This is a genomic window from Allobosea sp. BH3, from assembly GCF_025499465.1.
Classification (GTDB): domain Bacteria; phylum Pseudomonadota; class Alphaproteobacteria; order Rhizobiales; family Beijerinckiaceae; genus Allobosea.
Genome location: NZ_JAIMCA010000003.1, coordinates 456,026 through 474,241 on the forward strand (window position 1 = coordinate 456,026; position 18,216 = coordinate 474,241).

The 18,216-nt window shown below is 67.5% G+C and carries 18 protein-coding genes and 2 tRNA genes; 12 read left to right on the forward strand and 8 right to left on the reverse strand.

Annotation, left to right across the window (positions count from 1 at the left end):
• Window positions 1-98: 98 nt before the first annotated feature.
• Window positions 99-500 (reverse strand): hypothetical protein, encoded by a 402-nt coding sequence (locus tag BoBH3_RS10960; protein WP_262330820.1) that lies wholly within the window; start codon window positions 498-500, stop codon window positions 99-101.
• A gap of 541 nt (window positions 501-1,041) precedes the next feature.
• Window positions 1,042-1,116: transfer RNA gene (locus BoBH3_RS10965), tRNA-Asn, on the reverse strand.
• 172 nt (window positions 1,117-1,288) lie between these two features.
• Here BoBH3_RS10965 and BoBH3_RS10970 point away from each other — a divergent pair.
• Both BoBH3_RS10970 and BoBH3_RS10975 read left to right on the forward strand, forming a co-directional pair.
• Window positions 1,289-1,362: transfer RNA gene (locus BoBH3_RS10970), tRNA-Cys, on the forward strand.
• Window positions 1,363-1,447: 85 nt separating this feature from the next.
• Complete coding sequence (locus BoBH3_RS10975; protein WP_262330821.1) at window positions 1,448-2,902, forward strand: cryptochrome/photolyase family protein; 1,455 nt, start codon at window positions 1,448-1,450, stop codon at window positions 2,900-2,902.
• A gap of 9 nt (window positions 2,903-2,911) precedes the next feature.
• On the opposite strand, the gene BoBH3_RS10980 is transcribed toward BoBH3_RS10975, so the two are convergent.
• Window positions 2,912-3,709, reverse strand: a complete 798-nt coding sequence (locus tag BoBH3_RS10980) for an SDR family NAD(P)-dependent oxidoreductase (RefSeq protein WP_262330822.1) — start codon at window positions 3,707-3,709, stop codon at window positions 2,912-2,914.
• A 166-nt stretch (window positions 3,710-3,875) separates the two neighbouring features.
• On the opposite strand from BoBH3_RS10980, the gene BoBH3_RS10985 reads away from it, so the two are divergent.
• Genes BoBH3_RS10985 through BoBH3_RS10995 form a run of 3 tightly spaced genes read left to right on the forward strand, consistent with a single transcriptional unit; the run spans window position 3,876 to window position 5,986 of the window.
• Window positions 3,876-4,592, forward strand: coding sequence for an alanyl-tRNA editing protein (locus BoBH3_RS10985; RefSeq protein WP_262330823.1), 717 nt, complete (start codon window positions 3,876-3,878; stop codon window positions 4,590-4,592).
• Between the two features lie 19 nt (window positions 4,593-4,611).
• The gene (gene sseA / locus BoBH3_RS10990) at window positions 4,612-5,469 is read left to right on the forward strand and encodes a 3-mercaptopyruvate sulfurtransferase (protein WP_262330824.1); all 858 of its coding nucleotides are present in this window, start codon (window positions 4,612-4,614) and stop codon (window positions 5,467-5,469) included.
• Window positions 5,470-5,482: 13 nt separating this feature from the next.
• Complete coding sequence (locus tag BoBH3_RS10995; protein WP_262330825.1) at window positions 5,483-5,986, forward strand: cupin domain-containing protein; 504 nt, start codon at window positions 5,483-5,485, stop codon at window positions 5,984-5,986.
• 9 nt (window positions 5,987-5,995) lie between these two features.
• On the opposite strand, the gene tsaA is transcribed toward BoBH3_RS10995, so the two are convergent.
• Window positions 5,996-6,487 carry a tRNA (N6-threonylcarbamoyladenosine(37)-N6)-methyltransferase TrmO gene (tsaA, locus tag BoBH3_RS11000; RefSeq protein WP_262330826.1) on the reverse strand — a complete coding sequence of 164 codons (492 nt, stop codon included), beginning with the start codon at window positions 6,485-6,487 and terminating at the stop codon, window positions 5,996-5,998.
• On the reverse strand, window positions 6,487-6,693 hold the full coding sequence (locus BoBH3_RS11005) for a TOBE domain-containing protein (RefSeq protein WP_262330827.1): 207 nt from the start codon (window positions 6,691-6,693) through the stop codon (window positions 6,487-6,489). The genes tsaA and BoBH3_RS11005 overlap by 1 nt, the downstream gene beginning before the upstream one ends.
• 117 nt (window positions 6,694-6,810) lie before the next feature.
• Between BoBH3_RS11005 and modA the strand changes: the two genes are divergently transcribed.
• The 7 genes from modA (at window position 6,811) to BoBH3_RS11040 (ending at window position 14,775) form a co-directional block, all read left to right on the forward strand.
• Window positions 6,811-7,614 carry a molybdate ABC transporter substrate-binding protein gene (gene modA / locus BoBH3_RS11010; protein ID WP_262330828.1) on the forward strand — a complete coding sequence of 268 codons (804 nt, stop codon included), beginning with the start codon at window positions 6,811-6,813 and terminating at the stop codon, window positions 7,612-7,614.
• Window positions 7,615-7,624: 10 nt separating this feature from the next.
• Window positions 7,625-8,323 (forward strand): molybdate ABC transporter permease subunit, encoded by a 699-nt coding sequence (gene modB / locus BoBH3_RS11015; protein WP_262330829.1) that lies wholly within the window; start codon window positions 7,625-7,627, stop codon window positions 8,321-8,323.
• Window positions 8,320-9,414, forward strand: a complete 1,095-nt coding sequence (gene modC / locus BoBH3_RS11020) for a molybdenum ABC transporter ATP-binding protein (RefSeq protein ID WP_262330830.1) — start codon at window positions 8,320-8,322, stop codon at window positions 9,412-9,414. The genes modB and modC overlap by 4 nt, the downstream gene beginning before the upstream one ends.
• Window positions 9,415-9,594: 180 nt before the next feature.
• On the forward strand, window positions 9,595-12,117 hold the full coding sequence (locus BoBH3_RS11025; protein WP_410050583.1) for a heavy metal translocating P-type ATPase: 2,523 nt from the start codon (window positions 9,595-9,597) through the stop codon (window positions 12,115-12,117).
• Window positions 12,114-12,524: a Cu(I)-responsive transcriptional regulator gene (cueR, locus tag BoBH3_RS11030; RefSeq protein ID WP_262330831.1), complete on the forward strand. Its 411-nt coding sequence runs from the start codon at window positions 12,114-12,116 to the stop codon at window positions 12,522-12,524. Before BoBH3_RS11025 ends, cueR begins: the two co-directional genes overlap by 4 nt.
• Before the next feature lie 84 nt (window positions 12,525-12,608).
• Window positions 12,609-14,030, forward strand: a complete 1,422-nt coding sequence (locus BoBH3_RS11035; protein ID WP_262330832.1) for a M20 family metallopeptidase — start codon at window positions 12,609-12,611, stop codon at window positions 14,028-14,030.
• Window positions 14,031-14,250: 220 nt separating this feature from the next.
• Window positions 14,251-14,775, forward strand: a complete 525-nt coding sequence (locus BoBH3_RS11040) for a MarR family winged helix-turn-helix transcriptional regulator (protein WP_262330833.1) — start codon at window positions 14,251-14,253, stop codon at window positions 14,773-14,775.
• A 6-nt stretch (window positions 14,776-14,781) separates the two neighbouring features.
• Here BoBH3_RS11040 and BoBH3_RS11045 read toward each other — a convergent pair whose 3' ends face one another.
• From BoBH3_RS11045 to BoBH3_RS11055, 3 genes are read right to left on the reverse strand one after another with little or no spacing between them, the layout of a single operon-like run.
• Window positions 14,782-15,492, reverse strand: a complete 711-nt coding sequence (locus BoBH3_RS11045; protein ID WP_262330834.1) for an ABC transporter ATP-binding protein — start codon at window positions 15,490-15,492, stop codon at window positions 14,782-14,784.
• On the reverse strand, window positions 15,492-16,265 hold the full coding sequence (locus BoBH3_RS11050) for an ABC transporter ATP-binding protein (protein WP_262330835.1): 774 nt from the start codon (window positions 16,263-16,265) through the stop codon (window positions 15,492-15,494). Before BoBH3_RS11050 ends, BoBH3_RS11045 begins: the two co-directional genes overlap by 1 nt.
• A complete protein-coding gene (locus BoBH3_RS11055; RefSeq protein ID WP_262330836.1) occupies window positions 16,262-18,130 on the reverse strand; it encodes an ABC transporter permease in 1,869 nt (622 codons plus the stop codon). Before BoBH3_RS11055 ends, BoBH3_RS11050 begins: the two co-directional genes overlap by 4 nt.
• Window positions 18,131-18,216 lie beyond the last annotated feature (86 nt).

Genomic DNA, 18,216 nt, shown 5'->3' on the forward strand with positions numbered 1-18,216 from the left:
AGCGCAAAAGGCAAGCGCACCTTGTGAGGTACGGCGCGGCAGCGTTTACGACGCGGGGAAGAGCATTTTCTGATGCCAGCGGGCTCCTCTGCACATTCTCAGAGCTCTGCGAAGCAAGAGAGCGCCAGCGTGGACCCCGTCGAGCCAACGTAGTTCTTCCGTGTCGCGGCAGGATAATCGATCAGTTTGCCGTTTCGTGCTCTCGGCAACTCCGTGGCGACCCGCCCCGGCGGCGCCACAACCCCGACGATCTCGTCGAGATGGCTGTCGTTGATGCCGACGATCGGCGTCAGCACCTTGACGCGGACGACGGCGCCACGGGCAAGGCCCGCCCTATCCGGCGCAATCGCATTGCCTTCGTACCAGGATATGTCGTCCATGGAGCAGACCACGCGGACGAGGTCCTTCGCGGTGATCGAGCGGTTCGGATAGCGCGCTCGCGCAGCCTCGAGTGCGGCCGGCAGCTTGGCGGGCTCGACCGGCCCCTTTACCCACGCCACCGAAGTGCTTCCGACAGGCGGCGGCAAGGAGCCGCAACCGGAAACCCCGAGCGCCACAACCAGCCCCAGCGTTCCCCTTCCGTAAAGCTTGCGCATGCATCCCCCCGCGACGAGCTCTTGGAGCACCAGCCAGACGTCTAGACAAGATGGCAGGATCGTCTTGCGTCGCCGTTGCCTAAGCTTCGGGGATCTTCTGAACGACAGCCGACGCAATGGCAACATTGCGTCCTCAGACGGCATTGGTTGTCCGTCTCGTCCTCGATTCGGAAGTGGGGCGCTGTCGACTGTAGGAAATCCGGCTGAGACGCACGGCCGGCATCCGAACCGCCGGCCAAAACCAAATCCGACATTCTCGAGCATCTCGGTCGGCTTGCCGAGACGGGGCTCGCCGATTCTGCTTGGTCGCAGCGACCAGCAACCGGACCAACGACGACTGTGGTCGCCAACAAAAGCGAAAAGATACCGCCGAACTCGCTCCGACCTGGAAAGCCAGGAAACGCTAGTATTTCGACTGGGATCTGGAAAGCGCCGCAAGAGGCGCTGGCTCCCGGAGCAGGATTCGAACCTGCGACCAATCGATTAACAGTCGATTGCTCTACCGCTGAGCTATCCGGGAACGAACAGTGGCGGCGTCATAGCCGCGACATCTCGGTCGCGCAAGCCCCTAGCGAGCCGGCGGAGCATTTTATCATCGTTTCAGTGGAACGCGCGATGCCGGGTTGCGGCCGCGCGCGGCTTGTGGTTATTGCGCTCTCGCTGAAGCGGCCAAGGCGCTGCTTTCGCCGGAAGGCCTCGTGGCGGAGTGGTTACGCAGAGGACTGCAAATCCTTGCACCCCGGTTCGATTCCGGGCGAGGCCTCCAAAAAATTCGACAGAACCGATGACCTGCCTTCGGCGTATACAGCGCCGATAGAAGGCGCATGCGCGCCGCACCGTTCGGCGAGGTCATGACGAAACGCGCCCTGCACTGGTTCCGGGACGATCTGCGTCTCGCCGACAACCCCGCTCTCACCTGCGCCGCCGAGGCGGAAGCCACCGTCTGCGTCTATATTCTGGATGAAGGCAGCGACCGCCGGCCGCTCGGCGGGGCTTCGCGCTGGTGGCTGTCGCGCTCGCTCACCGCTCTTTCCGAAGCGCTAGACAGCAAGGGCGGAAGGCTCGACATCCTGCGCGGCGATCCGGAAAAGCTCCTGCCGGCCCTGGTCGAATCCGCCCGTATTGAGCGCGTGACCTGGAATCGCCGCTACGAAGCCCCCTCCATCGCTCTCGATACCCGGCTCAAGGAGGCGCTTTCGGGCGCCGGCGTCGAGGTCCGCAGCTTCAATGGCAGCCTGCTGAACGAGCCTTGGCAGGTCACGACCCGCACCGGCACCCCGATGAAGGTCTTCACGCCCTATTGGCGCGCGGCGCGCGAGCGCGGCGAGCCGGACGCTCCCCTGCCCGCTCCCAAGCGCCTGACAGCCTTGCCGCTGCCCGATTCGATCAAGGGCAAAATCTGCGGATTGGCCGAGCTCGGCCTCGAACCGACGAATCCGGACTGGGCCGGCGGATTGCGCGAAAGCTGGACGCCGGGCGAGCATGGCGCGCTGGCGCGGTTCGATAATTTCCTGGACGGCGCGCTCGGCGGCTATGCCCCGGGCCGTGACAAGCCGGCCCGCGATTCGACCTCGCGGCTCTCCCCGCATCTGCGCTTCGGCGAGATCAGCCCACGGCAAATCTGGCATGCGCTCGGGACGGCGCGCGAAAGCGGAGAGGCAGCAGGCTCTGCCACCGACGCGGAGAAATTCCTGTCGGAAATCGGCTGGCGGGAGTTCTCCTACCATCTGCTCTTCCACAATCCGGATCTCGCGACACGGAACTACGATTCGCGCTTCGATGCCTTTCCGTGGAATCGGGACGACGATTCGCTGCGCCGCTGGCAGCGCGGCCTGACCGGCATCCCGCTCGTCGATGCCGGGATGCGCGAGCTCTGGCACACCGGCTGGATGCATAACCGCGTCCGCATGGTCGTCGCCTCCTTCCTCATCAAGCACCTGCTGCTGGACTGGCGCGAGGGCGAGGCCTGGTTCTGGGACACGCTGGTGGATGCCGATCCGGCCAACAACGCCGCGAGCTGGCAGTGGGTGGCTGGATCGGGAGCCGATGCCGCCCCCTATTTCCGGATCTTCAACCCGGTCACGCAGGGCGAGACCCACGATCCACAGGGCGCTTACATCAGGCGGTGGATACCGGAGCTGGCCGGGCTCTCCGATGGCGATATCCACCAGCCCTGGAAGGCGTCTGCCGCCGCGCTGCGCGAGGCGAGCGTCCGGATCGGCGAGACCTACCCGGCGCCAATCGTCGATCTCGCCTTCGGCCGTCAGAGGGCACTCGATGCCTTCGCCAGCATCCGCAACGGCTGACGCGGCCGATCACCCTGCCTTGGTGGTTCGCTGCGCCACGCGCGACATCAGCGCGAAGTACGCCCCATAGGGCAGGCAGCGCCCGATCTTGAGCAGCCATGCGAGCCGGCGCGGGAAGGCGATCTCGAAGCCGCCGCGCTCGAAGCCGTCGACGATTCGCCTTGCGCCCTCCTCGACCGTCATCAGGAACGGCATGGCAAAGCGGTTCTGCCGCGTCATCGGCGTGTCGATGAAGCCCGGATTGACGACCTGCAGCCGCACGCCCGCCGCCTCGCAGTCGAAGCGCAGGGATTCGCAGAGATGGATCGCGGCAGCCTTGGAGGCGCCATAGGCCGCCGCGCCCGGCAGGCCGCGATAGCCGACCAGCGAGGCGTTGACCGCGACCTGTCCGCGCCCGCGCTTCATCATCGAGCGCAGCGCCGGCGAGAGGCCGTTGGCGACCCCGACGAGATTGACGGAGATCGCCTCCGCGACGTTCTCGCCATTGACCGGCTCGACCGTGCGACTCTGCGGAGCGATTCCCGCATTCAGGAAGGCCAGCGCGAGCGGGCCATGGATGGCCTCGATGGTCTCGACGGTCGAGCGCATGCCACGCGCATTGGTCACGTCGCCGGTGTGGGCGACGATCCGGCCCGGCAGCCCCTCCGCCTGCCGCGCGACCGCCTCCAGCCCGTCGATCCTCCGGGCGGTGACGGCGACCGTCCAGCCGCGGCGCGCCAGCTCCAACGCGACGGCCGCGCCGATGCCGGAGCTTGCGCCCGTCACCCAGGCAACGCCGTCCTGCGGTTTCATGCGGCTCGTGGCCATGGCAGCTCCAGGGAACAGGAGCTTCCATCTAGGCGGCGAAAGCCGGCACCGGAAGCCATGCGAGCTCCGCCATCCCCGCTATCCCTGCAACGAGGTGGCAAGATCGGCGCGATCGGTGCAGTCTGCCCGCCACGGCGCCGCGGCGCTTCAGCGAGATCACGAGACGATGCCGACAGAATTGCTGTTCCGCGAGGATGCTTATCTCAAGGAGACGCCCGCCACCGTGGAGGCGGTCAACGAGCGCGGCGGAATCATCCTCGACCGTACCGTCTTCTACGCGACAGGCGGCGGCCAGCCCGGCGATGCGGGGCAGATTCGCCGCGCAGATGGCAGCCTGATCGACATCGGCACCACGATCTATGACCCCGAGGACAAGAGCCGGGTGATCCATGTGCCGCTCGAAGGCCAGGCTCTGCCGGCGCCGGGCGAGGCGGTGACGGTCGTGCTCGACTGGGAGCGCCGCTTCAAGCGCATGCGGATCCATACAGCGCTTCACCTGCTCAGCGTCGTGCTGGCCTACCCCGTCACCGGCGGCTCGATCGGCGAAGGCGACGGGCGGCTCGACTTCGACATTCCCGAAGGCGGGCTCGACAAGGCCGAAGTGGCGGAAAAGCTCAATGCGCTGGTGGCGCGCAACGCTGACGTCACCGAGCGCTGGATCACCGATGAGGAGCTCGACGCCAATCCGGGCCTCGTCAAGACGATGTCGGTGAAGCCCCCGCGCGGCTCCGGAAGGGTCAGGCTCGTCGCCATCGGCGACATCGATCTGCAGCCCTGCGGCGGCACCCATGTCCGCAACACGTCCGAGATCGGGCTTGTCGCCGTCACCGACATCGAGAAGAAGGGCAAGCAGAACCGGCGCGTCCGGATTGCGTTGGCCTGAAGGAACCGAGGATAAGCCCATGTCCCGCGAAGACGTTTTCGTTTCGACCGACTGGCTCGCCGCGCATCTCGACGACCCCAATGTCGTGGTGGTCGACGGCTCCTGGTATCTGCCGGTTCACAACAAGGACCCGCATGCCGAATATGCCGAGCGGCGCATCCCTGGCGCGCTGCGCTTCGACATCGACACGGTGAAGGACACCGGCTCGGCGCTGCCGCATATGATGCCGACGGCCGAAGCCTTCGCCGCCACGGTCGGCGCGATGGGCATCGGCGATGGCATGCGCATCGTCGTCTATGACGGGCTCGGCCTGTTCTCGGCGCCGCGCGTGCGCTGGACCTTCCGCAGCTTCGGCGCGCCGGATGTCGTCATCCTCGAGGGCGGCTTTCCGAAATGGCAGGCCGAGGGCCGGCCGATCGAGAACGGCCCTCCCCGCGCTCGCGCCGCCCGCAGCTTCACCGCCAGGCTCGACAACTCCGCTATCGTCGGCGCCGACGATGTCGCCAAGGCACTGGCCGACGGTGCGGTGCAGGTGGTCGATGCCCGCCCGGCTGATCGCTTCCGCGGCGAGGCGCCGGAGCCGCGACCGGGCGTCCGCTCCGGCCATATGCCGGGCTCCCTCAACCTACCCTTCCCCGCCATCGCGGCGGACGGAACGCTGAAATCACCGGAGGCGATCGCAGCCGCTTTCGCAGAGGCCGGCGTCGATCTCGACAAGCCGCTGATCACGAGCTGCGGCTCGGGCGTTTCGGCCGCGATCCTCTCGACGGCGCTGGAGACGATCGGGAAGCCGGCGCGCGCGATCTATGACGGCTCCTGGGCCGAATGGGGCGCGAGCGACCGGCCGATCACGACAGGGCCGGCCAAGAAGAGCTGAATGGGAGGGTGCCATGGGTCACGACCACGACCATCCGCAGGATCATGATCACGAGCCGCGCTGGAAGCATGACGGCGTGCGCGTGATCTCGGGCGACAAGCTCGACCCGAACACGGCGCAGACGCCCGGCATGTTCAGGCAGGCAGCAATCAACCATGCCCGCGTCGGCGCGCAGAAGATCTGGGCCGGGACGGTGGCGATCGAGCCCAACGCCAAGACCGGCGTGCACCATCACGGCGAGCTCGAAAGCGTGATTTACGTGGTGAGCGGCAAGGCGCGCATGCGCTGGGGCGAGCGGCTGGAATTCGTCGCCGAAGCAGGGCCGGGCGACTTCATCTACGTGCCGCCCTTCGTGCCGCATCAGGAGATCAACGCCGACCCGGACAACCCGCTGCAATGCGTGCTGGTGCGCTCCGATAACGAGGCCGTGGTCGTCAACATCACCGATGTCGACCCGGTCGAGAAGCCGGAAGAGGTCTACTGGGTCGACCCGATCCACAAGCACCCGCACGGGTGAGACGGACGCTCAACCTGTCTCGAAATCACCTGGCTGCGGCGGGGCGATTGGGGTGAACAGCGTGCGGTCGGGCTTGATGTCGAGTAGCGGCGTCTTGTCGAGACAGTCGAGCCCACGCACCAACAGCACCGAACCCTCGCGCTGAACCAACGTCGCGATTGAGGTGCCGATGGGGTTTGGCCTCACCGGCGTGCGCAGCGCGAAGGTGCCATAGGTCTCGCCGTTATTGGCCGGGCTCTGGCGCACGAGGTCGCGGCGCGACTGATGCAGCCAGTAGAGCACCTCCAGCCGCTCGAAGCGCTCGATTCCCTCCAGCGCCTCATGCCAGGGCGCAAAGAGCTCGATCCGGCAGATCGGCCCGTCCGCCCTGCCCTGGCGCGGGCAGGTCAGCCGCGAAGTCCAGGGCGTGCGAATGGTGCCGATGAAGGCGAGGCCGGCATCGGTCGCCTGCGGCGGCGCGACAGCGACCTCCCTGTCGCGAATCTCGTTCTCGCGGACCATCAGTCCACCGCGATCATGACGTCGGAGGCCTTGATCACCGCATAGGCCTCTTGCCCCACGGCGAGCTTGAGGTCGTCCACGGCGGCATTGGTGATCGACGAGGTCACGATCGCGCCGCCGATGTCGATGCGGATATGGGCCGTGGTCGCACCCTTGGTGATCTCGACGACCTTGCCCTTGAGCTGGTTGCGCGCGCTGATTCTCATCTCGATCCCTCTCCATGGGGCAGCCAGCGGCCGGACGGCTCCTTGACTTGGCTCCGGGCGCACGGCAACCATCGCTATACCCGACGATATACAACGACAAGGCAAGCGAGGAACAGCATGATCAAGCGACGCAGCCTGCTGGGCATGGGCCTCGCCCTTGCCGTGAGCCTTGCCCCCGCTTTCGATGCGGCGCAGGCGCAGACGAAGGAACTGGTGATCTTCGCCGCCGCCAGCATGAAGAACGCGCTGGACGAGGCCGCCGCAAGCTGGGTCAAGGAAACCGGCAAGCCCGCGCCGAAAATCTCCTACGCCGCCAGCAACACGCTGGCGAAGCAGATCGAGAGCGGCGCGCCGGCCGATCTCTTCGTCTCCGCCGACCTCGACTGGATGGACTATGTCGCGGGCAAGAACCTGATCAAACCGGAGAGTCGCGTCAGCCTGCTCTCGAACCGCATCGTGCTGATCGCCAGCAAGGATTCGGCCGCCAAGATCGATCTCAAGCCCGGCGCCGACCTCGCCGCCGCGCTCGGCTCCGGCCGCCTCGCCATGGGCAATGTCGATGCCGTTCCGGCCGGCAAATACGGCAAGGCGGCGCTTGAGAAGCTCGGAAGCTGGGACAAGGTTAAGGACAGGATCGCGCAGGCCGACAGCGTCCGCGCCGCGCTGCTGTTCGTCTCGCGCGGCGAGGCGCCGCTCGGCATCGTCTACGCCACAGATGCCGCCGCCGACCCGCAGGTCAAGGTCATCGCGACCTTCCCGGAGGATACCCATCCGCCGATCGTCTATCCCGTCGCCGTGACGAAGGATTCGACCAATCCCGATGCGCAGGCCTTCCTGACCTGGCTGCGCAGCGCGGGCACCAAGCCGGTCTTCGAAAAGCAGGGCTTCACGGTGCTCAACAAGCCCGCCACCTCGTCCTGAGCCCTTCGGCTTGAACCACTGGCTTTCCCCCGAGGAATGGACGGCGGTGAGGCTCAGCCTCATCGTCGCCACGACGGCCATGCTCGCGAGCCTGCCGCTGGGGCTCGCCGTCGCGCTGCTGCTGGCGCGCGGGCGCTTCTGGGGCAAGTCGCTGCTCGACGCCGTCGTGCATCTGCCGCTGATCCTGCCGCCAGTCGTGACGGGCTATCTGTTGCTGGTCGGCTTCGGCCGGCGCGGGCCGATCGGTGAGTTCCTCTACGACTGGTTCGGCATCGTGCTCTCCTTCCGCTGGACGGGGGCGGCGCTCGCCTGCGCGGTGATGGGCTTCCCGCTGATGGTGCGCGCCATCCGGCTTTCCATCGAGGCCGTCGACCGCAAGCTGGAGGATGCCGCCGGCACGCTCGGCGCGAGCCCGCTCTGGGTCTTCCTTGTCGTCACGCTGCCGCTCTGCCTGCCCGGCATCATCGCGGGCATGATCCTGTGCTTCGCCAAGGCGATGGGCGAGTTCGGCGCGACGATCACCTTCGTCTCCAACATCCCCGGCGAGACGCAGACCCTGCCCTCGGCGATCTACACCTTCACCCAGGTGCCGGGCGGAGACGCGGGCGCGATGCGGCTGACGCTGATCTCGATCGTGATCTCCGTCGCCGCGCTCTTCCTCTCCGAGTTGATGGCGCGGATGGTCGGGCGCCGGATCGCCGTCGAATGAGCCCCGTCCTCGACATCGCCATCCGCCGCCGGCTCGGCGATTTCCTGCTCGACGCCTCCTTCACTTCCGAGGGCCGGCTCACCGCGCTGTTCGGCTCCTCGGGCTCGGGCAAGACCTCGCTGGTCAACGTGGTCAGCGGGCTGATCCGCCCCGAGGCCGGCCATGTCCGTATCGAAGGCGAGACGCTGGTCGATACGGAAGCCGGCATCTTCCTGCCGAAGCATCGCCGCCGGATCGGCTATGTCTTTCAGGAGGCACGGCTGTTTCCGCATCTCACCGTGCGGCAGAACCTGCTGTTCGGGCATTGGTTCGTGCCGCGTGGCACCCGCAAGCCGGCCGAGCTCGACAAGGTGCTGGGGCTGCTGGGCATCGGCCATCTGCTGCGCCGACGGCCGGGCGCGCTTTCCGGCGGCGAGAAGCAGCGCGTCGCCATCGGCCGTGCGCTACTGGCAGAACCCCGTCTTCTGCTGATGGACGAACCGCTGGCGGCGCTGGACGAGGCGCGCAAGGCCGAGATCCTGCCCTATATCGAGCGGCTGCGGGACGAAACGCGCATCCCCATCGTCTATGTCTCGCATGCGCTGGCGGAGGTCGCCCGGCTCGCAACCACCGTCGCCATCGTCGAGAACGGACGCATCGCAGCCTGCGGCCCGACCGCCGACATCCTCTCGCGCCCCGATCTCGCCGCAAGGCCCCGCGCGCCGGAAGCCAGTTCACTCCTTACAGCTGAAGTCATCAGGTTCGACGAGCCTTTCGGGCTGGCGCAGCTCAAGACGCGGGCCGGGCCGCTCGTGATCGCGCGCGGGTCGCTGCAGGCCGGGCAAAAGCTCAAGATCCGCGTGTTGGCGAGCGATGTCATGCTGAGCCTCGAGCCGCCGACGGGCATCAGCGCGCTCAACGTGCTGCCCGGCCGCATAACCGAGATCAGCGAACGCACCGGCCCCGGCGGCAGCACCGTGCATCTGCGCCTGATCTGCGGCGAAGCGCTCATTGCTGCGCGGCTGACGGCCAAATCGGCTGAAATGCTGGAACTCGCCCCGGGCAAGGCGGTCCATGCGGTGATCAAGAGCGTCTCCGTCGAGACGCCGTAGCCGTCATTGCGAGAAGCGAAGCAATCCATGGGACTGGGCAGAACCGCTCGCCCAGTCCCATGGATTGCTTCGCTACGCTCGCAATGACGGATTGCCTCACGCTAAGCGCATAGCATCGCCCTTGACCTTCCCATGATGGGAAGCCCCATATGCCGTGTCATCACCATGAAGGAGACGGCGATGACGCTCATCGACGAAGCCCCGAACAAGCCGGCCGCCGACAGGCTCGCAACGCTCGACATGGCCGTCGAAGGCATGTCCTGCGCGAGTTGCGTCGGGCGCGTCGAGCGCGCCATCGCGGCGGTGCCAGGCGTCGAGACGGTTGCGGTCAATCTGGCGACCGAGCGCGCTCATGTCGGCTTCGCCAAGGGCGTAACCGATCTGAAGCAGATTGAGGACGCGATTCGCCAAGCCGGCTACAAGCCGGTCGAGACGGCCGTAGAGCTGGCGATCGACGGCATGAACTGCGCCTCCTGTGTCGGTCATGTCGAGAAGGCGCTGCGCGCCGTGCCCGGCGTGGTCGATGCAACCGTGAACCTCGCTACGGAGCATGCCAGCGTAAAGGTGCTCGGCGGCGGCGAGATCGTCCCGGCGCTGGTCAAGGCTGTCGCCGCGGCGGGTTATGAGGCGAAGCTGCTGGCCGATAGCGATGCGGAAGCGCCTGCGCGCGTCGAGGCCGCCAAGGAGGAGGAGCAGGGCCGGCTGCTGCGCTCGGTCATCCTCGCCGGGCTCCTGACCCTGCCACTGCTCGTCGCGGAGATGGGGAGCCACATGGTCCCTGCCCTGCACCACTGGCTCGCCATGACCTTCGGCGAAGGCAATATCCGCATCGCCTCCTTCGTGCTCGCGAGCATCGTGCAGTTCGGGCCGGGCCTCGTCTTCCTGCGCAAGGGCTGGCCGGCGCTGCTGCGGCTCGCGCCCGACATGAACTCGCTCGTCATGCTGGGCACCGGCGCGGCCTATCTCTATTCCACGGCCGCGACCTTCTGGCCGGCCCTGCTGCCCGAGGGCACCGCCTTCACCTATTTCGAGGCCGGCGCCGTCATCGTGACGCTGATCCTGCTCGGCCGCTGGTTCGAGGCCCGCGCCAAGGGTCGCACGAGCGCGGCTATCCGCAGCCTGATCGCGCTCCAGCCCAAGGCCGCCCGCGTGCTGCGGGACGGCACAGAGAGCGACGTGCCTGTCGAGTCCGTCCGCCCGGGCGACATCGTCATCCTGCGGCCGGGCGAGCGCGTGCCGGTTGATGGCGAGGTGACGCAAGGCTCCTCCTTCGTCGACGAATCGATGATCACCGGTGAGCCCGCCCCTGTCCGCAAGGAAGCCGGCAGCCTCGTCACCGGCGGCACCATCAACGGCTCGGGCGCGCTCAGCTTCACCGCTCGCAAGGTCGGCGCGGATACGGTTCTGGCCCAGATCGTCCGCACCGTGCAGGCGGCGCAGGGCGCGAAGCTGCCGATCCAGGCGCTGGTCGACCGCGTCACGCTCTGGTTCGTGCCGGTTGTGATGGCGCTGGCGCTGGCGACCTTCCTCATCTGGCTCTCATTCGGCCCGAGCCCGGCGCTGTCGCATGCGCTGGTGAATGCCGTCGCCGTTCTGATCATCGCCTGCCCCTGCGCCATGGGCCTCGCGACGCCGACCTCGATCATGGTCGGGACCGGCCGCGGTGCCGAGCTCGGCATCCTGTTCCGGCAGGGCGACGCGCTGCAGGCGCTCCGCGACGTGCAGGTCGTCGCGCTCGACAAGACCGGCACCCTGACCCGCGGCAAGCCGGAGCTGACCGACATCGAGGCAGCCTCCGGCTTCATGGAAGATGAGGCGCTGCGCCTGATCGCCTCGGCCGAGAACCGCTCGGAACACCCGCTGGCGCTCGCCATCGTCGCAGGCGCCAAGGCACGCGGGTTCGTGCTGGCGGAGCCCGCCGGTTTCGCCAGCGACCCCGGCCTCGGCGTCACCGCGACCGTGGAGGGTCGCAGCGTCGCCATCGGCGGCCACAGGTTGATGGAGCAGATCCATGTCGATGCGGCGCCTTTCGCAGACAAGGCCCGGGCGCTGGCGGAGGCGGGCAAGACGCCGCTCTATGCCGCCATCGACGGCAAGCTGGCCGCCATCATCGCCGTGGCGGATGCCGTGAAGGAGACGACGCCGGCCGCCATCGCCGCGCTGCATCGGCTCGGCCTCAAGGTCGCGATGGTGACGGGCGACGACCGCCGTACGGCCGAGGCCGTGGCGCGCACGCTGGGTATCGACGAGGTTCGGGCCGAAGTGCTGCCGATCGACAAGGCCGCCGTGGTGAAGGGCCTGCAGCAGGGCGGCGCGAAGGTCGCCTTCGTCGGGGACGGCATCAACGATGCCCCTGCCCTGGCCCAGGCCGATGTCGGCATCGCCATCGGCACCGGCACGGACATTGCCATCGAGAGCGCCGATGTCGTGCTGATGTCGGGCGATGTAATGGGCGTGCCTCGCGCCATCGCGCTCTCGCAGGCCACCATCGCGAATATCCGGCAGAACCTCGCCTGGGCTTTCGGCTACAATGCGCTGCTGATCCCGGTCGCCGCCGGCGTGCTTTATCCGGCCTTCGGCGTCCTGCTCTCGCCGGTCTTCGCCGGGCTCGCCATGGCGCTCTCCAGCGTCAGCGTGCTTACGAACGCACTGCGTCTGAAGCGCTTCCGCGTCCCGGCCGCACATGAGGGAGGCGTCAAATGAATATCGGCGAGGCTTCGACGCTCTCCGGCGTCAGCGCCAAGATGATCCGCTATTACGAGAGCATCGGGCTGATCGAGCCGCCGGCCCGCACGGCGTCCCAGTATCGCGTCTATGCCGATGACGACGTGCATACGCTGCGCTTCGTGCGGCGCTCGCGCGATCTCGGCTTTTCGCTGGAGGAGACGCGCGAGCTGCTCGCGCTTTGGCATGACAAGAGCCGGGCCAGCGCCGATGTGAAGAAGCTCGCCATGGCCCATGTCCGCGATCTCGAGGCGAAGGCGGCCGAGCTCAGCGCCATGGCCGACACGCTGCGGCATCTGGCGACGCATTGCCATGGCGACCACCGGCCGGACTGCCCGATTCTCTCCGATTTCGCAGCCGGCGCTCCGACGCAACGGAAAGCCTGAAAGGCCGCTCGGCCATGCATCTGGCGTCTGGACGGCGGCAGGAGACATTGGTCATATGCCCGCCTCCAATAAGGCGGAACGATCATGGACAATCGAAACGATCTCTGGCGGCATGTCGATGCGAACAAGGAGCGCCTGATTGCGCTCTCCGACCGGGTCTGGGGCATGCCGGAGGTGTGCTACACGGAGAAGCGCTCGGTCGCCGAGCACATCGCCGAGCTGAAGCACCAGGGCTTCAAGATCACCGAAAACGTCGCCGACATCCCGACCGCGGTCATCGGCGAGGCCGGCGAAGGCGGCCCGGTCATCGCGTTCCTCGGTGAGTACGACGCCCTGCCCGGCCTGTCACAGGAAGCCGGCGCCTCCGAGCACAAGGAGATCGAGGCCGGCGGCCACGGCCATGGCTGCGGCCACAACCTGCTCGGCTCGGCCGCCATGCTCGCGGCCGTCGCGATGAAGGACTGGCTCGCCGAGAACAAGATCCCCGGCCGCGTGCGCTATTATGGCTGCCCGGCCGAGGAAGGCGGCGCCGCCAAGGCCTTCATGGTCCGCGCCGGCGCCTTCGACGACGCCGATGTCGCCATCTCCTGGCACCCGTCGAGCTTCTGGGAGGTCGCGCCCGCGCTGGCACTTGCCAACACCCGCGCCGATTTCGTCTTCACCGGCCGCGCCTCGCATGCCGCTGCCGCGCCGCATCTCGGCCGCTCGGCGCTCGACGCCGTGGAACTGATGAATGTCGGCGTCAACTACATGCGCGAGCACATGCCGAGCGATGCGCGCGTGCACTATGCGCTGCTCGACACGGGCGGCATCGCGCCGAACGTCGTGCAGGCCCATGCCCGCGTCCGCTACTCGATCCGGGCGCGCGACCTGCGCGGCATGCTGGAGCTGGTGCAGCGCGTGAAGAAAATCGCCGAAGGCGCTGCGCTGATGACGGAAACCAAGATGGAGATGCGAATCGTCAGTGCCGTCTCCGATCTCGTCGCCAATACACCGCTTGAAGAAGCCATGCACAAGGTCATGGACGATCTCGGCGCGCCGCATTTCGACGATGCCGACAAGGCCTATGCCGAGAAGATCCGCGCCACGCTCTCCCCCCAGGAGATCGCCTCGATCTGGCGCACCATCGGCATGCCGGATACGGGTGCGCCGCTGGGCGACTTCCTCGTTCCCCGCGACGCCAAGCGCAACCCGGCGATCGGCTCAACCGATATCGGCGATGTGAGCTGGGCCGTGCCGACCGTTCAGGCCCATGCACCGACGGTCGCGATGGGCACGCCGTTCCACACCTGGCAGGTGGTGGCGCAGGGCAAGTCTCCCGCAGCCCACAAGGCGATGGTCCATGTCGCTAAGGCCATGGCGGCGACCGGAGCGGCCGTCCTGAGCGACCCTGCCCTGATGGCGGCCGCCAAGGCCGACCACAAGGCGCGCCTCGGCAAGGAAGGCTACACCTCGCCGCTGCCGCCCGAAGTGAAGCCCCCGCTGACCATGTCGCTGGGCGGATAGCTCCGCCGTCATTCCGGGGCTTCGCGCAGCGAAGAATCCGGAACCCACGACCGGGTGAGCCCTGTCAAATCCGCGACATGTCGTGGAGCCCAGCCGTGGGTTCCGGGTTCGGCCCTTCGGGCCGCTCCGGAATGACAGCGCGAGGCCCGATTGAACGAACACACATGATCCGGGAGAATGGCGTTCCGCCCTTTGGCGGAATCGCCGGCCCGGAGCTGTAATGGATCGCGGAAAGAGAACAGAGGACGAGGCCGGGCGGCATCGCAGGTCGGCCAGCAGCCGAACGGCTCCGGCGGAGCCGCAGCCTGTCGATCTCGACGGCTATGTGCTGGAGGAGCAGTTCGGCTTCCTGCTGCGGCAGCTCCAGCAGCGCTATGTGGCGATGTTCCAGCAGCTCATGGGCGAGGACGGCCCGACGCCGCCGCAATTCGCCGCGCTCTGCCGGCTCGCGGTGGGGACACGCATCTCGCAGAACCAGCTCGGCCGGATGACGGCGATGGACCCCGCGACCATCCGCGGCGTGGTCACGCGGCTGGAAGAGCGCGGGCTGGTCGAGCGCCTGCACGATCCCGACGACAAGCGGCGCGTGCTGGTGCAGCTCTCCCCGCGCGGGCGGGAGCTTCTGCCCGGCTATGTGGTGCGGGCGAAGGCCATCACCATCGAGGCGGTCAAGCCGGTCGAGGCCGGAGAAGTCGAGCCGCTGCTGGACCTCATGCGCGGCCTGATCGGGAATCTTCAGCGCTAAGTATTGCTACAGCGCTAGATACTGGCTGCGCGCGGCCTCGTCCGCTTTCAGTGCATCCATCGTATCGTCGAAGCGGATCAGCCCCTTTTCGATGATGACGGCGCGGTCGGCGATGCTGCCAGCGAAATGCAGGTTCTGCTCGGAGAGCAGCACCGAAAGCCCCTCGCCCTTCAGCACGCGGATGGTCTCAGCCATCGCCTCGACGATGACGGGTGCCAAGCCCTCCGAAGGCTCGTCCAGCAGCAACAGGCGGGGATTGCCCATCAGCGTGCGGGCGATGGTGAGCATCTGCTGCTCGCCGCCGGACATCGCCCCGCCCGGCCGGTCCCGCATGCGGCCGAGATTGGGGAAGAGCGCGAAGAGCCGCTCCGGCGTCCAGTGCGGCGCATCCGCCCGCGGCGGCTGGCGGCCGACCTCTAGATTCTCCATCACCGAAAGCTCGGAGAAGACGCGCCGGTCCTCGGGCACATAGCCGACGCCGGCCCGCGCAATGGCGAAGGGCTCGCGGCCGGCGATCTCCCTGCCCTCGAAGCGGATCGAACCGTGCGGTTGCGGCACCAGCCCCATCACTGTCTTCATCGTCGTCGACTTGCCGGCGCCGTTGCGGCCCATCAGCGCGACGACCTCGCCGTGCCCGACCGCAAAGCCGACGCCGTGCAGGATCTTGGCGCGGCCATACCAGGCCTCGACGCCGGAGAGTTCGAGAAGCGCGACCATCAATGCCCTCCCGAGGTCGCGCCGGAGCCGAGATAGACGGCACGGACTTCAGGATTCGCGCGCACCTCGGCACTGGTCCCGGCAGCGATCAGGCGGCCACGATCGAGCACCAGCACGCGGTCGGCATGGGCAAAGACGACATCCATGTCGTGCTCGGTAAAGAGCACGGCGATGCCGCGTTCCTTCGCGATGCGCGCCGTCAACGCCATCAGGGCGATGCGCTCCTGCGGCGCCATGCCAGCGGTGGGCTCGTCCATCAGCAGCAGCTTCGGGGCGTTGGCGAGCGCGATGGCGAGTTCGACGCGCTTCAGGTCGCCATAAGCGAGCACGCCGCAGGCGCGCTCGGCCTGCGAGGTCATGCCGACCTGAGCGAGCAGCGCGTCGGCGGCCGCGCCACGGCGGTCCGCGGCGCAGCCGAACAGGCGCCAGCTCTCGCCGGCGTGGGAGATCAGTGCCATCTGGACGTTTTCGCGCACCGTCATCGAGGCGAAGGTCGCGGTGATCTGGAAGGTACGGCCGACGCCGAGCCGCCAGATCCTGCGCGGCTCGAGCCCGGTGATCGGCCGCCCTAGCAGCATGACCTCGCCGCGATCGGGCTTGAGTTGGCCGTTGAGCATGTTGAAGCAGGTGGTCTTGCCGGCGCCGTTGGGGCCGATCAACGCAACGAGCTGCCCGGCATCAACAGTGAAGGAAACGCCGTCGACCGCCTTCACGCCGCCGAAGGATCGGGCGAGGTCGCGGGCTTCCAGCACGGCAGGCATGGACGCGCTCATGCTGCCGCCGTCGCTGATGCGGCGCCGTCGCGCCGGGCGCGCCAGAATAGCCATGTGCCGACGAGGCCGCGCGGGAACAGCACGACCAGCAGCACGATCAACAGCCCGAGAACGAAGCGCCAATAGGCCGTCAACTTCATCAGCTGTTCGTTGAGGCCCATATAAGCGAAGGCGCCGACGACCGGCCCGGCGACCGTCTGGACGCCGCCGAGCAGCACCATCAGCAAGGCGTCGACCGAACGCGGGATCGCCATATAAGTCGGAAAGACCGAGCCTTTCGAGAAGGCGAAGAGGCCGCCGGCAATGCCGGCCGCAATCGCCGCGATGACGAAAGCCGCCCATTGCAGGCGCCCGACATCCAGCCCGATGGCCTCGGCCCGCAAGGGGCTGTCGCGGCCTGCGCGCAGTGCGTAGCCGAAGGGCGCGAAGATGATGACGCGCAGGGCGAGGATCACCAGCGCCGCGATGGCGAGCGCGAGATAGTAGAACACCGTCTTCGGGACCGCCCAGGCCGAGGGCCAGACGCCGAGGATGCCATTGTCGCCGCCGGTCAGGTCGACCCATTGGAAGGCCGTGGCCCAGGCGATCTGGGCGAAGGCCAGCGTCAGCATGGCGAGGTAGACGCCCGAGAGCCGCACGCAGAACCAGCCGAAGATGGCGCCGGCGATGCCGGCCATGAGCGGCGCGGCCACCAGCGCGGGCTCCATCGAGGCTCCCAGCCATTTCACCGCCAACGCCGCGCCATAGGCGCCGAGGCCGAAATAGGCGGCATGGCCGAAGGAGGTGATGCCGCCCGGGCCCATCAGCAGATGCAGCGAAGCGGCGAAGACCGCGAAGATGACGAGGTCGGTCAGGGTCAGGACGAGATGATCCGGCACGACCAGTGGCGCGAGGGCGAGCAGCCCGAGCGCAACGGCGCCGAACAGCTTCGCCGCGCGATCGGCCGGGCTCAGCAGGAAGAGCTGCCCGGCATGACCACGCGGTTCGACGCCGGCCTTGCCGAGCAGGCCATGCGGCCGGACGATCAGCACCGCCGCCATCACCAGGAAGACCAGCACCAGCGTGATCTTCGGCAGGATCAGGATGCCGAAGGCATGAAGCACGCCGATCAGCACGGCGGCGAGATAAGCGCCGGTGACGCTGCCGAGCCCGCCGACCACCACCACCACGAAGGCCTCCGCGATCATGGAAAGATCCATGTGCAGGTTGATCGCCTCGCGCGGAAGCTGGAGCGCGCCGCCTAAGCCCGCCAGCGCCGCGCCGAAGGCGAAGACCGAGGTGAAGAGCAGGCGCTGGTTGACGCCGAGCGCCGAGACCATCTCACGGTCCTGCGTTGCAGCGCGGATCAGCACGCCCCAACGCGTCCGGTGGAACAGCAGCCAGATCAAGCCGAGTACGACAGGGCCGACGGCGATCAGGAAGAGCTCATAGCTCGGAAAGCGATTATCGAACAGAATGACGAAGCTGCGGAAGCCCGGCGCGCGCGGGCCAAGCTTGTCCTCCGGACCCCAGGTCGCGAGCGCGATGTCCTGCAGCATCAGCACGACACCGAAAGTCGCGAGCAACTGGAACAGCTCCGGCGCCTGATAGATTCGGCGCAGGATCAGCACCTCGATCAACACGCCGACGAGGCCGGTCAGCAGCACGGCAAGAGCCACCCCGCCCCAGAAGCCGAGGGGATCGGCGGGGCCGAACCAGGTGACCACCGTGAAGGCCAGATAGCCACCCAGCATGTAGAGCGAGCCATGGGCGAAGTTCACGATGCGCGTGACGCCGAAGATGATCGACAGGCCACAGGCCACGAGGAACAGCGACGACGCCGAGGCCAGGCCGTTCAGGGTCTGGGTGAGGACGAGATCAAGCATGTCGTCTCGGGCGAAGCCATCAGTCTCGGTCCGGACAGGACCGTGCAGCGGGTTGTCCGGGCCATGTCGGAGCCTCACTCCGTCAT